A 13,927-nucleotide genomic window follows, 5' to 3' on the forward strand; every position below is an offset into this window, starting at 1 on the left:
ACGCTGCGCACGCACGCTCCGGTGGCAATGCGCCACCCCGCTTCACGCTCGGAGGCCGATTGTCCGCGAGCAGCGCCCGAGGCGCCGCCCCCCTCGAGCCGGCGGGAGGACGGGCCTCCTCCCGCGCGGCCGGAGCCAACCGGCCTACTTGCCCTTCATCACGCCGATGAACGGCACGTTGCGCAGCTTCTCCCCGAAGTCCAGGCCGTACCCGACGACGAAGAGATCGTCGATGACGAAACCCTTGTAGTCGATGTCGATCTTCGTGCGCGCCCGCGACGGCTTCTCGAGCAGCGAGCACAGCTTCAGCGACGCCGGGTGCCGCGCCCGGAGGTTCTCCAACAGGAAGCTCATGGTGAGCCCCGTGTCGATGATGTCCTCGATGATGAGCAGGTGCTTGCCCGCCATCGGCTTGCTGACGTCGGTGGTGATGCGCACCTCGCCCGTCGTCTCCGTGCCCCCCTGGTAGCTGGACACGCCCAGGAACTCCAGCGTGAGCGGTAGGTCCACCGCGCGCGCCAGGTCCATGGCGAAGAACGTGGAGCCCTTCAACACACAGACGAGGGTGAGCTCCTTGCCCGCGTAGTCCCGGGTGATCTGCGCACCCAGTTCCTTCACGCGCGCCTGCAGCTTGTCCTCGGGAATCAGGACGCCGACTTCCTGCTCGTAGAACGCCAAGGTCTCCTCCGCGCTACACGTAGGCGTTGTTCATGATCTCCCCGAAGCCGCCGCCTCCGGGGACGATGTACTGCCTGTCATCCAGGCCCCGCTCCTTCTCCCAGAGCGCGCCCGGCGCCGTGCCGAACACCTCCGGCGGGGACAGCCCCCGGTCCAGCCGGAGCGCGTAGATGATGACGTCCGGGTGGTCCGTCGTCATGCGCCGCAGGTACTCCGGCGTGACGATGAGGTTCAGGGTGATGATGCGCCGGGGCGTGCCGGGCACCTTGTCCTTGTAGAGGGTGATCGCCGTGGACAGGCTGCCACCCGTGGCGCCCATCGGGTCCGGGAAGAGCACGAAGGCGTCATCCACGTCCCCGCCAATCTTCGCGCCGCCAATCTGCGAGCCCACCACCGCCTCGGCCGCGTCGATCATCCGGCTCATGATGATGTGGTCCTGTCGCACCACCGTCGGGTCCACCGTCGCGTTGAGCAGGTCGTACGTCACCTGCGACGGCAGCGTGCCCGCCCGCGCGATGTTCACCGTCACCACCCGGACTTGAGGGTCGATGACCTCCCCCTGGTAGAGCCCCTGCGGCGTGGAGTCGATCATCCGCGTGGGCAGGCTCACCATCTTCCGGGGGAACTCCGCGTTCACCACCGTCTTCACCAGGTCGATGTAGAGCGTCTCCACCAGCCGGTTGATCTGCGGCTGGATGACGCCCTTGGCGCACAACGTGGCCAGCTGGGAGAGCAGGAACGGATTGCCCACCAGGTGGACGTTGGGTCCATAGTGGTGGGTCATCTCGTTCAGCTTGAAGGGCACGTTCGCGTACAGGGTGTCGCGCATCCGGTCGTCTCCTCTGGCGCCCGCGCCCCTCCGGGCGCCCACGCGGCTGTCAGTCGAACAACTCGAGCGTCTGCGGCGGCGTGCCCTCGGTGGGCTCCGGCACGTGACACTTGCGGCAGCGCGGCTCGTACGCGCCCGCGGCGCCCACCACCACCCGCTCACCACTGGACACGATGCGTTGGGAGCGATTGGCCGGATTCCCACACACCACGCAGATGGCCAGCTCCTTCGTCACGTACTCCGCGACGGCCATCAATTGCGGCATGGGCTCGAACGGCCGCCCCTGGTAGTCCTGGTCCAGCCCCGCGCAGATGACCCGCAGGCCCTTGTTGGCGAGCGCCTCCACCACGGCGACGACCTCGGTGCCGAAGAACTGCACCTCGTCGATGCCCACCACCTGCGTGTCGGGCTCCAGCCTGTAAAAAATCTCTTCAGCCCGCTCCACCGGAGTGGACGTCACCCGGAGCTTGGAGTGACTGACGACCGACGTCTCGTCGTACCGGTTGTCGATGCGAGGCTTGAACACCTGCACCTTCTGCTTGCCGTACACGGCGCGTTGGACGCGGCGGATCAACTCCTCCGTCTTACCGGAGAACATCGAACCGCAGATGACCTCTATCCACCCGATATCTTTGGGGAATTGGTGCAAGGGACGCTCGCCTGGCCTGGGGGCGGAGGGGCGCGGATAGTCTGTCACCCCCCCGCTGGAGTCAACCGCCATCCGTCGGGCCGTGACACGTCCCGCCACGTCCTTCTCGCCTGTCCGCCCGCCTGCCCCTCCACGCCCCCTGCGAGCGCTGGCAAGCCGCTTGAAAGGAAGCGGCTCGGACGCAGGCGTGGGCGGGGAGGTGGGGCGTGGCGACGACGACGGTGGAGCAGGTTCAGGGCACAATCCAGGGTGGGCGGGCTTCGTTCTACGCGTCACCCGCGTCGGTGGCGCTCCTGATGCTGAACTTGATGGACGGGCTGTTCACGCTGCTCTTCCTGCAGCTGGGTGTGGCGGAGGAGCTCAACCCGCTCATGCGCCTGGCCTACGAGCAGTCACCGATGTTCTTCATGTTCTCCAAGCTGCTCATCGTGAACGCGGGCCTGTGGCTCTTGTGCCTGCACCGCCGACTGAGGGCCAGCCGCGTCGCCATCCGCGCGGGCGCCGTCGTGTACGGCATCATCGTGGTCTACCATCTGGCTTTTCTGACCCACCTGGTCCTGCACTGGCCGGGAGCCCTCGGGTAGTCCCGCTCGCTCCGCCGGACTGTGAGCGAGTGGAACAATCGCAACACGAAGGCATCACCATACACTTGCATTTTGCACCCGGGATGTCCCAGGCTTCCCGCCAGCTCCGACCTTTCGGGTTCGGGGGGGGACCATGAACATCACCGACGTCCGGGTGTTTCCGGTCGAAGAGGACAAGCTCAAGGCGTACGTCACCATCACCCTGGATCACTGCTTCGTCATTCGCGACCTGAAGGTCATCCACGGCTCCTCGGGGCTGTTCATCGCGATGCCGGCGAAGAAGCGCAAGGATGGGACGTACAAGGATATAGCCCACCCGCTCAACGCGGATACGCGCAGTCAGATGGAGCGCGTCATCCTCATGGAGTACGAGCGGCACCTCCATCAGGCGCAAGCCGGGATGCTCGGTCCGATGCCAGCGGATCTCGACTAACGGCCTTCACATCGGCGCGTGTCCAGGTTAGTCAGCGGCTCCATCATGCAGCCGCGCGACTTCAAGATCTTCGCCGGGAGCTCGAATCCCGGCCTGGCTCACCGAATCTGCGAGTACCTCAAGCGTCCCCTCGGCAAGGCCGAGGTGGGTCGCTTCTCCGACGGAGAAATCCACGTCGAGATTGGAGAGAACGTCCGCGGTCACGACGTCTTCATCTTCCAGTCCACGTGCCCGCCGGCCAACGACCACCTGATGGAGATGCTCATCATGTGCGACGCCCTGAAGCGGGCGAGCGCGGGCTCCATCACGGCGGTGATTCCGTACTACGGGTACGCGCGCCAGGACCGCAAGGTGGCGCCGCGCACGCCGATCACCGCGAAGCTCATCGCGGACCTCCTGGAGGTCGCGGGCGCCGAGCGCGTGGTCTCCATGGACATGCACGCCGGGCAGATCCAGGGCTTCTTCAACATCCCCTCGGACCACCTGTACGGCTCACCGGTGTTCCTGGAGGACCTGCGCAAGCGCTTCCCGGAGTCGCAGGAGCTGGTCATCGTGTCGCCGGACGCCGGCGGCGTCGAGCGCGCGCGCGCCTACTCCAAGCGCCTGAACACGGGCCTGGCCATCATCGACAAGCGCCGCCCGCGCCCCAACGCCTCGGAGGTGATGAACCTCATCGGCGATGTCTCGGGCAAGGACGCGGTGCTGGTGGACGACATGGTGGACACCGCCGGCACGCTCACCCAGGCGGCCCAGGCGCTGAAGGCCAAGGGCGCCCGGCGCGTGGTCGCCTACGCGGTGCACCCCATCCTGTCCGGTCCCGCCATCCAGCGCATCCAGGACTCGGTGCTGGAGGAGGTCGTCTTCACGGACACGGTGCCGCTGTCGCCCGCGGCCCTGGCCTGCTCGAAGATCCGCGTGCTCACCACCGAGCGCCTCTTCGGGGAAGCCATCGCCCGCATCCACCGGGCCGACTCGCTCAGCTCGCTGTTCGTCTGAGGAGACAGTCGCCCGGCCTCCGGGCGACTTGACTCCATGTCGGGGGGCTGGCATGTCCGGCCTCCTCACCACGGCCTCTTCCATGGGCGCCGTCTTCGGGGCCCGCCACTGGGGCGGGATGCCGAGGGCGCCGGGGGCTGTTGGCAACCGTCGTTGCATCTCCCAACAAAGGTATTTCCATGTCCACCGACAAGAGCACCCTCGAGGCGAAGGCGCGTGAAGGTTCCGGCAAGGGCTTTGCCCGCCGTCTGCGCGGCCAGGGCCTGGTCCCCGCCGTGGTGTACGGCAAGCACCTGGAGAAGCCGGTGCACATCGCCGTCGACCCCAAGAGCGTGAGGGCGGCCATCAACACGCCGCACAAGTTCAACACGCTCATCCAGCTGAAGCTCGCCAGCGGCGACCAGCAGGTCCTCCTGAAGGACTACCAGATGGACCCCGTCACGCGCGAAATCCTGCACGTGGACTTCATCGGCGTGCGTGAGAACGAGCAGGTGAAGGTGAACGTGCCGCTCGTGCTGACCGGCAAGGCGCAGGGCGTGGCGGACGGTGGTCTGCTCACCCAGGCCCGCCGCGAGCTCGAGGTGTGGGCGCTGGCGACCGCCATCCCGGAGCGCATCGAGGTGGACGTGACGGCGCTGAAGATCGCCGAGGCGCTGCACGTCAACGACATCAAGCTGCCCTCGGGCGTCTCCATCAAGACGAACGTCAACTACACCCTGGCCGTGCTGAGCGCGCCCGAGTCCGCCGAGGCGGCTCCGGCGGCGGCGGCGGCTCCTGCGGCGGCGGCTCCCGCGGCGGCGAAGGCCGGCGACAAGGCGGCCCCGGCGGCGGCGGCCAAGGCTCCCGCGAAGAAGTAGTCCTCTTCCGGTGTACCCTGGACACGGGGCCGGCCTCCTCCGAGGCGGGCCCCGTTTCTTTTTCGGAGCTCTCATGAAGCTCATCTGCGGGCTGGGCAACCCGGGGCGCGAGTACGAGCGGCACCGGCACAACATCGGGTTCATGGTGGTGGAGGCGATGCTGTCGCGCGCCCGCGCCGAGCTGAACCAGGAGAAGTTCGCCGCCAAGGTGGGCCAGGGCACGCTCGCGGGCGAGCGCGTGCTCTTCGTGGAGCCCCAGACGTTCATGAACCTGTCGGGCCGCTCGGTGGCCGAGGCGGCGCGGTTCTACAAGATTGCCCCCGAGGACGTGCTCGTCATCCACGACGAGCTGGACCTGCCCATGGGGCGGCTGCAGCTCAAGGCGGGCGGCGGCTCGGGGGGCCACAACGGGCTCAAGAGCATCGTCTCCAGCCTGGGTTCGGAGGCCTTCATCCGGCTGCGCTTCGGCATCGACAAGCCGGAGGGCCCCAACGCCCGCGAGCGGGTGGCCGGCTACGTCCTGTCCAATTTCGACGACGGGGAGCGCCGCCAGTTGGAGGAGCTCATCCCCCGGGCGCTGGACGTGACGGAGTGCTGGGTGCGGGAGGGGCTGTCGGTGGCCATGAACCGGTTCAACCGGAAGGCCTGATCCTCCAGGGAAGCGGCCGGGCGGGCTTTCCGGGCGCTTGACTTGCCCTGGGGCCCCTCCTAGAAGGCCCGTTCGCTCGCTGGAGGCTGCTCCAGCGGGATGTTCTTTTCCAGCTTCCCGTGTTCTGCACGGGACGTAGCGCGGAGGTGACGGGCGCGCGGTTTCCCGTCCCCGGTGGTGGCCCTCGAGGCTGCTCGCCGTTTCCCCGCTCCTCGGATGGTCCGAGGGGCACTCGACCCCAAGGGGAGAGAAAACATGGCAGAGACGCAGGCCGCCAAGCGGCTTCGTGAGTACGAGACCATCTTCCTGGTCAAGCCGGACCTGACGGACGACAACGTGGACAAGCTCAAGGAGCGCGTCCGTGGCATCGTCGACCGAGAGGGCGGCAAGGTCCTCCGCTTCACGGTGTGGGGCAAGAAGAAGACCCTGTTCCCCGTGGCCAAGCAGCCCCGCGCCATCTACGTGCACGCCAGCTACCTGGGCGGCTCGAAGCTGGTGGCGGAGATCGAGCGCAACCTGAAGAACCTGGATGAGGTCACCCGCTACATCTCCGTGAAGAAGGCGGATGAGGTGGACCCCGACACGCGCCCGGTCCTCGAGGACCTGAAGCTGGCTGGCGACGTGGAGGAGACGCGCCCTGGTGCTCCCGCCGACCGCGAAGGCGGCTTCCGCGGCGATGGCGCCGAAGAGGCCGGTGGCGAGTCGGAGGAGGAGTCGTCCGAGGAGGCCTGAGCGCCACCCGGGACATTCTCTAGGGCCCTATCCAGGAAACGAGAAATTTCATGAGCAACGGTACGGACAGCAAGACGGGCGCGTCGTCGGGCGGCCGCAGTGGCGGCTTCGGCGGCGGTGGGCCGCGTGGTGATCGCGGCGGCGACCGCGGTGACCGTGGTGGCGACCGCGGTGATCGCGGCGGCGGCATGGGTGGTGACGACGAGAAGCGCGGCGGTGGCCGTGGCTTCGGTCGCAAGAAGGTCTGCCGCTTCTGCGCGGAGAAGGACGCTTCGGTGGACTTCAAGGACCAGGCGACGCTGAAGTACTTCGTCACCGAGCGCGGCAAGATCATCCCCCGCCGCATCTCCGGCAACTGCGCGAAGCACCAGCGTGAGGTGGCGACGGCCATCAAGCGCGCCCGTGGCATCGCGCTGCTCCCCTACAACGCGGTGGTCGGCTGAGCGCCGGTCCGCACAGGAGACTGAACATGAAGGTCATTCTGCGTGAGGACATCGAGAACCTCGGCAAGTCCGGGGAGCTCGTCACCGTGAAGGACGGCTTCGGCCGCAACTACCTCCTGCCGCGCAAGAAGGCGGTTCTGGCCAGCGAGCAGAACCTCCGTCAGCTCGAGCACGAGAAGGCGGTCATCACCGCCCGCAACGCCAAGCTGAAGGGCGCCGCGGAGGAGCAGGCGAAGAAGGTCGGCTCCATCAAGGTCACCATCAAGCGCAAGGTCGGCGAGCAGGACAAGCTGTTCGGCTCCGTCACGACGCTGGACATCGCCGAGGCCGTGGCGGCCCAGGGCCAGACGGTGGACCGTCGCGCCATCCACCTGCCCGAGCCCATCAAGACGCTCGGCAGCTACGAGGTGGAGCTGCGCCTGCACCGCGAGGTGACGGCGAAGATCAAGGTCGAGGTCGCCGCCGAGTAACGGCGCGTCGCCTTCACCCACGTCGCATCGAAGAGGCCGTCCGGGGCAACCCGGGCGGCCTCTTCATTTTCCGCCCCTCCCCTGTCCGGCTGGCGCCGTCGCCGGTCCGTCCCACGACAGACGCATGGAGGGGTCAGCGAAGGGTGCGTATCCCGGTGGGGACAGGAGGCTCGCCCATGAGCACGCCCACACCGACGACATCCCCCGAAGCCCATCACCCGGACCTGGACTGGCTGCGCGTCGTCGCCATCCTCGTGCTGCACCTGTACCACTCGGGGATGATGTTCAACACGTGGGACTGGCACGTGAAGTCGCCGGTCGCCTTGCCCGGGTTGGAGCCGACGATGGAGGTGCTCCACCTGGTGCGCATGCCGCTGTTGATGGTCATCTCGGGCATCGGCACGGCGCTGGCGCTGCGGCGGCGCTCCACGGGGGCCTTCGCGGCGGACCGGGTGCGGCGGCTCCTGGTGCCGGTGCTCTTCGGGATGCTCGTCGTCGTCCCGCCGCAAATCTATGTGGAGCGCGTGCTCCAGGGGCAGTTCCAGGGGAGCTACGCGGACTTCTACCCCTCCGTGCTCCAGTTCGTGCCCTACCCTCGCGGCGGCAGCCTGAGCTGGCATCACCTCTGGTTTGTCGTCTACCTCTTCGTCTACTGCATGCTGGCGCTGCCGTTGTTCGCCTGGCTGGGCAGCGCTCGTGCCCGCGCGTGGGTGGAGCGGGTGGAGGCGTGGCTGTGCCGGGGACTGAACGTGCTGTGGCTGGCCGCGCCACTGGCGCTCAACGACGTGCTGCTGCACGGGCATCCGGTGACGCACGGCCTGTTCGATGATCCGTTGAACTTCGGCCACTACGGACTGCTGTTCCTCGTGGGCCACGTGATGGGGCGGACGCCGCGCCTGTGGGACGTGCTGGTGGAGCGCAGGTGGGCGCTGCTCGGACTCTGGGCGCTGGTCTTCGCGGTGATGGCGCCACCGAACGAGTACCCGCTCATCCCGGAGACGCTGGGGCGGGTGGCCTTTCAGTGGCTGTTCATCCTGACGGCGCTGGGCTGGGCGCGGCGCGCCATCACCACGTCACGCCCGTGGCTGCGTCACGCCCAGGAGCTCTCCTACCCGTTCTACATCGTCCACCAGACGGTCATCATCGTGGTCGGCTTCGCGCTCCTGCGGCTGCCGGTGGGGCCGTGGACGCTGTTCGGCTGCGTCCTCGCGGTGTCCTTCCTGCTCTCCTGGGGCTTGAGCGAGGGAATCGCTCGCCTGCCCTGGCTGAGACCGCTCTTCGGGCTGAAGGCCCGTTCGTCACACCGGGCGCACGCGCTGAAGGCGGCGGCTCCGGGGCATACTGCGTGACGAGGACCTCATGGACGCCCCCACCCTCATGAAGCCCACCTGGCGTTGGCCGCGCCTGCGTGTCCGTCCGGTGCTCGTGACGCTGGGTATCAGCCTGCTCATCGGCCTGTCGTATGGCACCGCGGTGCGGCTGGACCAGTTGGCCAATGGGCTCACGTCGTTGCCCGCGTCGCGGGCCTACCTGTGGGAAATCACCGGAGCGCTCTCCGGCTGGCTGGCTGCGCCCATCATCCTGTTCGCGGCGATCAACGCGCCCACGCCGCGCGCCTCGGGATGGGGCCGCTTCGTGGGGCTGCACGCGGTGTGCTTCGCGCTCTACACGACGGCGCACATCCTCTTCATGATGGCCTCGCGCCACCCGCTCTACGTGCTGTTCGGCTGGGGGAGGTACGAGTACGGACCGCTGGGTTTCCGGCTGCCCATGGAGGTGGTGAAGGACGTGCTCGTCTACGGACTGACGGCGGGCTTCGTCATCCTGCTGGCCGCGTGGCGGAGGCGGCAGGCGCGGGCCCTGCGCGCGGCGGAGCTGGAGGGCGAGCTGCGGGCCGCGCAACTGCAGTCCCTCACCGGCCAGCTCCATCCGCACTTCCTCTTCAACTCGCTGCACACCATCAGCTCCGTCATGTACGAGGACCTGGCGCGCACGGACCGGCTGCTGAGCGATTTGGGGCAGCTCTTGCGCGCGAGCCTGGAGCGGGCCGAGCCCACGTGGACGCTGGCGGAGGAGCGGGCCCATGCGCAGCGCTTCATCGCGCTGTTGTCCGCGCGCTTCGGGGACCGGTTGAGGGTGGATTGGAACGTGGCGCCGGGCCTGGACTCGGCGCGGGTCCCCTGCTTCGCCTTGCAGACGCTGGTGGAGAACGCCGTGAAGCACAACCAGGACCGCCGCGAGCCGCTGGAGGTCCGCATCCGCGCTCGCGAGAGCGGCGGTGATTGGCGCCTGGAGGTGGAGGACACCGGGCGGGGCTTCGGCGAGAGCTCGCCGGCCTCGGGACCAGGCGTGGGGCTCTCGCACCTGGAGCAGGTCCTGTCGCTGCTGCACGACGGGCGGGCCCGACTGGAGCGGGGACGAGGGCCCGAGGGCGGCGCTCGCGTGGCGCTCACGCTGCCTCGGAGCGGCCTGCCATGACGACGCGCATGGGTCGTCGACGAGGCGCCTGTTTCCACGATGCGAGGGGGTCGTCGCGCGGCATGCCGACAGTCCACGCGCGGATGAAGGAACGGAGCCTCACGCCATGACGACCTTCCGCCTGCTCGTGGTCGATGACGAGGCCCCCGCTCGCGCGAAGGTGAAGCGCCTGCTTGAGCACGAGTCGCGCTTCACGCTCGTGGGCGAAGCGGAGGATGGAACCCAGGCCTTGGAGCGCATCGAGGCGCTCCGGCCGGACCTCGTCGTGCTCGACGTGCAGATGCCGGGGCTGACGGGCTTCGAGGTGCTAGAGGCGCTCGGCGCGGAGTCAGGCCCCGCCGTAATCTTCTCCACGGCCTATGACGGCTTCGCGCTCCGGGCCTTCGAGGCGCACGCGGTGGACTACCTGCTCAAGCCCTACGACGGCGAGCGCTTCACCCGCGCGCTGGACAAGGCCCACGCCCAGCTCGTCGGAGGCGGCGCCGAGGCGGAGCGTCTGCAGGCGCTGCTGCGCGAGGTGACCACCGCGACGCCCCGGCGCACGTTGGAGCGGCTGGTGGTGAAGTCCGGCGAGGCCTGGGTGCCGCTGCGCCTGGAGGAGGTGTGGCGCCTGTCCTCCGAGGACAAGTACGTGCGCGTCCACACGGCGAATGGCGAGCACCTGGTCCGCCAGAGCCTCCGCTCCCTGGAGGAGCGCCTGGACCCGGAGCGCTTCGTGCGCATCCACCGGGGCGACATCATCAACCTGGACGCCGTGGCCCGGCTGGAGCCCTGGACCCACGGCGACGGCATCCTCGTGCTGAAGAACGGCACGACGGTGGTCCTCAGCCGCACGTGGCGTGAAGCGTTCCTGCGCCGCTGGGGCTTCGAGGGATGACGTGGTGGGGTGGAGGACGCCTTCAGCCCACCCGTTGCTACAGGTCTGTGGCGGAAAAATAGGGGGATGTCAGAGCCGCCTGTAGAGTGGACGGGCAGCCATGGAGAACTCCCTCGACGTCAGAGACGGGCGAAAGGTCCACGAGGACCTCGCCGCCGAGCGCGCGGTCCTAGGGTCCGTGCTCGCGGACAACTCACTCATCTCCGCGGTGGGCGAAGTCGTCCACACGGACGATTTCTCCAGCCCGGCGCACGCCCAGATTTTCGCGGCGATGCTCCGCCTGGACGGCCAGAGCAAGCAGGTCGACCACCTGACGCTGGCCGAGGAGCTGAAGGTCCTCGGGCAGCTCGTCGCCGTGGGCGGCCCCGCGTACCTGATGCGGCTGGACCAGGTCGTCCCGCTGGCCTCCAACGCGGTCCAGTACGCGAACATCGTCAAGGACCAGGCGCTGCGGCGCCGGCTCGCGAACGTGGGCCGGGAGATTCAGGAGCTCGCCAGCCAGGAGACGGGCGAGCTGGAGGTGCTGCTCGACGAGGCCGAGCGCAAGGTGTTCCTCCTCGCGGAGAAGAAGCGCGAGGGAGATTTGCGTCCGGTCAGCGAGCTGATGGAGCACACGCTCGACCTGCTCGACAAGATGAAGACGGCGGCGACGGGCATCACGGGCCTGTCCACCGGCTACATCGACCTGGACAACCAGCTCACGGGCCTGCACGCCGGCGAGCTCATCATCCTCGCGGCCCGTCCGGGTGTCGGCAAGACGTCGTTCGCCATGAACATGGCGGTGCACGCGGCGCTCAAGGAGAACAAGGCCGTCGGCATCTTCAGCCTGGAAATGCCCGCCGACCAGCTGCTCATGCGTCTGCTCGCGTCCACCGCGCGCGTGGACATGAAGAAGCTGCGTGGCGGCCGGCTCTCTCCGCACGACGAGGAGAAGTTCCAGGAGATGGCGGGCGCGCTCTACAACGCACCCATCTACATCGACGACTCCGGTGGTCTGTCGCCGTTCGACTTGCGCGCGAAGGCGCGGCGCGTGAAGCAGAAGGACCCGCGCCTGTCGCTCCTCATCATCGACTACCTCCAGCTCATGCATCAGAAGGGCAAGGTGGAGAGCCGTCAGTTGGAGGTCGCCGAAATCTCCCGCGCGCTCAAGCAGCTGGCCAAGGAGCTGGAGGTGCCCATCATCGCCCTCAGTCAGCTCAGCCGTAAGGTCGAGGAACGCAAGGGCGGCAAGCCCATGCTGTCGGACCTTCGTGAGTCCGGCTCCATCGAGCAGGACGCCGACGTGGTGATGTTCATCCACCGTGAAGAGATGGAGGAAGGCGGAGAGGCGCCGCCTCCTTCGACGGGAGCCACCACCGTCATCCCAGTCGAGCTCATCGTCGCCAAGCAGCGCAACGGCCCCATCGGTGAAATCCCGCTGGTGTTCCTCGCCGAGTACACCCGCTTCGAGAGCCGCAGCCGCGGCGAGTAGGCACGCCGCCCGGTCCTCGGGTGGAGCGTTCTCACGGCGGCGCATGGCACCCGCGGGACTCGGCGCCGGAGCACGAGCCTCGCGACCAGTGAGTGGTTGCTGCCCTCCCGGGCTGCGCACCGAGGCTGGTGTAGGCCTGCTGCGCGCACCTGCTCGCAGCCCGTCTCCAGAGCGGCGCCTCCGCACGAGCCTCGCTGCCAAGGAGTGCGAGATGGCGGCCTGGGCCGCCAAGCACCGGAGTCGCCGCGGGCCCGCGGAGCGCGCCTATTCGCGGCCCGTCTTGAGATACCGGACCACCAGCCGCCGGGCGGTGCGCGTGGCCTCGTCGAGCGGTTTTCCCCGCCCCAGCTCCGTCGCCAGCGCCGACGCCAGCCGGCACCCCGTCCCGCGCTTCTCCGGGGAGCGCGCGAGCCGCGGGCCTCGCACCTCGAGCACCCCGTCGGGCGTGGCCAGCACATCGGCGAGCGCCCCCGTGTCGGGCAGGTGCCCGCCCTTCACCAGCACCGCGCCGAAGCCATGCGACAGCAGCTCCGTCGCCGCCGCGCGCGCGCCCTCCACGTCCTCCGGCACGGGCCGCGACAGGAGCCACCCCGCCTCATCGAGGTTCGGCGTGAGCACCACGCGCGGCCCCGCGAGCGACAGGTAGCGCCGCGCGGACAGGCGCGACAGCCGCTGTCCTCGCGACGTGAAGACCACCGGGTCCACCACCCACCACGCCTTCGCGCTCTTCAAGGCGCGGCTCGCGGCCTCCAGCTGCGGCAGTCCCGGCACCATCCCCCACTTCACCGCGTGCACGTCACCCAGCTCGCGCGCGGCGGTGAGCTGCGCGGTCACCACGCGCGGAGGCGACGCCGTCCAGCAGAACGTCTGCCGGCCCTGCGCCGTCTGCGCCAGCGGCACCGCCACGGGCTGCCCTCCCAGCGCGCGCACCGCGGCCACGTCCGCCAGCAACCCCGCCCTCCCCGTCGGCTCCAACCCCGCGAGCAGCACCACCCTCGGGCTCATCGCCGATGCTCACGCGCCTTCTGCACGAAGGTCTTGTACAGCCCCACGTGCACGGGAACCGTCGTGGACATGTACTCGGGATGCCACTGCACGCCCACGGCGAAGGCGTGCGCGGTGGACTCGATGGCCTCCACCACGCCATCCGGCGCCATGGCGCAGAGGGTCACGTCCTTGCCCGCCGTGCGCACCGCCTGATGGTGCGTGGAGTTCACCATCAGCTGGCCATGCCCCACCGCCTCCGCCAGGAGCGAGCCGCTGCGCACGTCCACCGGATGCTGCGGCTGGGTGCGGTCATGCTTCTGCTCGTGCTCGCGCGCGCCCTGCACCTCGCGGCCGATGTCCTGGAACAACGTGCCGCCCAGCACCACGTTGAGCAACTGCATGCCCCCGCAGATGCCCAGCACGGGCATGTTCCGCTTGAGCGCGCCACGCATCAGCGCGGCCTCGAACGCGGTGCGCCCCTCCTTGAGCGCGCCCAATCCCTCGCGCGCCGTCTCGCCGTACGCCTCGGGCGGGATGTCGAACGCGCCGCCGGTGACGAGCAGCCCCGACACCCGGTCCAGATACGCCTCCACGCACGTGGGGTCGTCCGCGTACGGCAACACGAAGGGAAGCCCTCCAGCGCGCAGCACCGCCTCCGCGTAGGGCACCTTCAGCTCGTACCGCGCGAAGGGCTGGTCCTCGGGCTGGCTCCAGTCCGGGGTGATGCCGATGTTGGGCCGCCGAGGCGGCTGGCCATGGTGTCGCGGATGATTGTTCATGGGGGAGTCCGTCGG

Annotated in this window: 17 protein-coding genes; 12 read left to right on the forward strand and 5 right to left on the reverse strand. The window is 68.7% G+C overall.

Going from position 1 to position 13,927, the window contains the following annotated elements:
- Window positions 1–144: 144 nt before the first annotated feature.
- The 3 genes from hpt to LXT21_RS01925 are packed head-to-tail and all read right to left on the reverse strand — an operon-like array spanning window position 145 to window position 2,156.
- Window positions 145–678 (reverse strand): hypoxanthine phosphoribosyltransferase, encoded by a 534-nt coding sequence (gene hpt / locus LXT21_RS01915; RefSeq protein ID WP_254036364.1) that lies wholly within the window; start codon window positions 676–678, stop codon window positions 145–147.
- A gap of 13 nt (window positions 679–691) precedes the next feature.
- A complete protein-coding gene (locus tag LXT21_RS01920) occupies window positions 692–1,507 on the reverse strand; it encodes a uracil phosphoribosyltransferase (RefSeq protein WP_046715129.1) in 816 nt (271 codons plus the stop codon).
- Window positions 1,508–1,556: 49 nt separating this feature from the next.
- Complete coding sequence (locus tag LXT21_RS01925; protein WP_256571210.1) at window positions 1,557–2,156, reverse strand: thymidine kinase; 600 nt, start codon at window positions 2,154–2,156, stop codon at window positions 1,557–1,559.
- A 206-nt stretch (window positions 2,157–2,362) separates the two neighbouring features.
- Between LXT21_RS01925 and LXT21_RS01930 the strand changes: the two genes are divergently transcribed.
- The 12 genes from LXT21_RS01930 to dnaB all read left to right on the forward strand — a co-directional run bounded on the left by LXT21_RS01930 (window position 2,363) and on the right by dnaB (window position 12,146).
- A complete protein-coding gene (locus tag LXT21_RS01930; RefSeq protein ID WP_254036366.1) occupies window positions 2,363–2,740 on the forward strand; it encodes a DUF5658 family protein in 378 nt (125 codons plus the stop codon).
- Window positions 2,741–2,873: 133 nt separating this feature from the next.
- Window positions 2,874–3,173, forward strand: coding sequence for a septation regulator SpoVG (gene spoVG, locus LXT21_RS01935; RefSeq protein WP_046715132.1), 300 nt, complete (start codon window positions 2,874–2,876; stop codon window positions 3,171–3,173).
- Window positions 3,174–3,218: 45 nt separating this feature from the next.
- A complete protein-coding gene (locus LXT21_RS01940) occupies window positions 3,219–4,169 on the forward strand; it encodes a ribose-phosphate pyrophosphokinase (RefSeq protein WP_254036367.1) in 951 nt (316 codons plus the stop codon).
- A gap of 179 nt (window positions 4,170–4,348) precedes the next feature.
- On the forward strand, window positions 4,349–5,026 hold the full coding sequence (locus tag LXT21_RS01945; protein ID WP_254036368.1) for a 50S ribosomal protein L25/general stress protein Ctc: 678 nt from the start codon (window positions 4,349–4,351) through the stop codon (window positions 5,024–5,026).
- A 73-nt stretch (window positions 5,027–5,099) separates the two neighbouring features.
- On the forward strand, window positions 5,100–5,675 hold the full coding sequence (gene pth, locus LXT21_RS01950) for an aminoacyl-tRNA hydrolase (RefSeq protein ID WP_254036369.1): 576 nt from the start codon (window positions 5,100–5,102) through the stop codon (window positions 5,673–5,675).
- Window positions 5,676–5,930: 255 nt separating this feature from the next.
- Window positions 5,931–6,407, forward strand: coding sequence for a 30S ribosomal protein S6 (rpsF, locus tag LXT21_RS01955; RefSeq protein ID WP_254036370.1), 477 nt, complete (start codon window positions 5,931–5,933; stop codon window positions 6,405–6,407).
- Between the two features lie 50 nt (window positions 6,408–6,457).
- Complete coding sequence (gene rpsR / locus LXT21_RS01960; RefSeq protein ID WP_046715137.1) at window positions 6,458–6,850, forward strand: 30S ribosomal protein S18; 393 nt, start codon at window positions 6,458–6,460, stop codon at window positions 6,848–6,850.
- 26 nt (window positions 6,851–6,876) lie between these two features.
- Window positions 6,877–7,320, forward strand: a complete 444-nt coding sequence (gene rplI, locus LXT21_RS01965) for a 50S ribosomal protein L9 (protein WP_254036371.1) — start codon at window positions 6,877–6,879, stop codon at window positions 7,318–7,320.
- 176 nt (window positions 7,321–7,496) lie between these two features.
- Complete coding sequence (locus tag LXT21_RS01970; RefSeq protein WP_254036372.1) at window positions 7,497–8,669, forward strand: acyltransferase family protein; 1,173 nt, start codon at window positions 7,497–7,499, stop codon at window positions 8,667–8,669.
- A 10-nt stretch (window positions 8,670–8,679) separates the two neighbouring features.
- The gene (locus LXT21_RS01975; protein WP_254036373.1) at window positions 8,680–9,798 is read left to right on the forward strand and encodes a sensor histidine kinase; all 1,119 of its coding nucleotides are present in this window, start codon (window positions 8,680–8,682) and stop codon (window positions 9,796–9,798) included.
- 106 nt (window positions 9,799–9,904) lie between these two features.
- Window positions 9,905–10,675, forward strand: coding sequence for a LytR/AlgR family response regulator transcription factor (locus tag LXT21_RS01980; RefSeq protein ID WP_254036374.1), 771 nt, complete (start codon window positions 9,905–9,907; stop codon window positions 10,673–10,675).
- Window positions 10,676–10,775: 100 nt separating this feature from the next.
- Window positions 10,776–12,146: a replicative DNA helicase gene (gene dnaB, locus LXT21_RS01985; protein ID WP_254036375.1), complete on the forward strand. Its 1,371-nt coding sequence runs from the start codon at window positions 10,776–10,778 to the stop codon at window positions 12,144–12,146.
- Between the two features lie 264 nt (window positions 12,147–12,410).
- Here the strand turns inward: dnaB and thiD are convergent, their stop codons facing one another.
- Both thiD and LXT21_RS01995 read right to left on the reverse strand, forming a co-directional pair.
- Window positions 12,411–13,151, reverse strand: coding sequence for a bifunctional hydroxymethylpyrimidine kinase/phosphomethylpyrimidine kinase (thiD, locus tag LXT21_RS01990; protein WP_254036376.1), 741 nt, complete (start codon window positions 13,149–13,151; stop codon window positions 12,411–12,413).
- Window positions 13,148–13,912, reverse strand: coding sequence for a gamma-glutamyl-gamma-aminobutyrate hydrolase family protein (locus LXT21_RS01995; RefSeq protein ID WP_254036377.1), 765 nt, complete (start codon window positions 13,910–13,912; stop codon window positions 13,148–13,150). Before LXT21_RS01995 ends, thiD begins: the two co-directional genes overlap by 4 nt.
- Window positions 13,913–13,927 lie beyond the last annotated feature (15 nt).

It is taken from the genome of Myxococcus guangdongensis (assembly GCF_024198255.1).
Classification (GTDB): domain Bacteria; phylum Myxococcota; class Myxococcia; order Myxococcales; family Myxococcaceae; genus Myxococcus; species Myxococcus guangdongensis.

Bases quoted from the DNA above. Each gene is read 5' to 3' on its own strand.
- LXT21_RS01920 (WP_046715129.1), bottom strand. From the start codon at position 1,507: ATGCGCGACACCCTGTACGCGAACGTGCCCTTCAAGCTGAACGAGATG.
- spoVG (WP_046715132.1), top strand. From the start codon at position 2,874: ATGAACATCACCGACGTCCGGGTGTTTCCGGTCGAAGAGGACAAGCTC.
- LXT21_RS01940 (WP_254036367.1), top strand. From the start codon at position 3,219: ATGCAGCCGCGCGACTTCAAGATCTTCGCCGGGAGCTCGAATCCCGGC.
- LXT21_RS01945 (WP_254036368.1), top strand. From the start codon at position 4,349: ATGTCCACCGACAAGAGCACCCTCGAGGCGAAGGCGCGTGAAGGTTCC.
- pth (WP_254036369.1), top strand. From the start codon at position 5,100: ATGAAGCTCATCTGCGGGCTGGGCAACCCGGGGCGCGAGTACGAGCGG.
- rpsF (WP_254036370.1), top strand. From the start codon at position 5,931: ATGGCAGAGACGCAGGCCGCCAAGCGGCTTCGTGAGTACGAGACCATC.
- rpsR (WP_046715137.1), top strand. From the start codon at position 6,458: ATGAGCAACGGTACGGACAGCAAGACGGGCGCGTCGTCGGGCGGCCGC.
- rplI (WP_254036371.1), top strand. From the start codon at position 6,877: ATGAAGGTCATTCTGCGTGAGGACATCGAGAACCTCGGCAAGTCCGGG.
- LXT21_RS01970 (WP_254036372.1), top strand. From the start codon at position 7,497: ATGAGCACGCCCACACCGACGACATCCCCCGAAGCCCATCACCCGGAC.
- LXT21_RS01975 (WP_254036373.1), top strand. From the start codon at position 8,680: ATGGACGCCCCCACCCTCATGAAGCCCACCTGGCGTTGGCCGCGCCTG.
- LXT21_RS01980 (WP_254036374.1), top strand. From the start codon at position 9,905: ATGACGACCTTCCGCCTGCTCGTGGTCGATGACGAGGCCCCCGCTCGC.
- dnaB (WP_254036375.1), top strand. From the start codon at position 10,776: ATGGAGAACTCCCTCGACGTCAGAGACGGGCGAAAGGTCCACGAGGAC.
- thiD (WP_254036376.1), bottom strand. From the start codon at position 13,151: ATGAGCCCGAGGGTGGTGCTGCTCGCGGGGTTGGAGCCGACGGGGAGG.
- LXT21_RS01995 (WP_254036377.1), bottom strand. From the start codon at position 13,912: ATGAACAATCATCCGCGACACCATGGCCAGCCGCCTCGGCGGCCCAAC.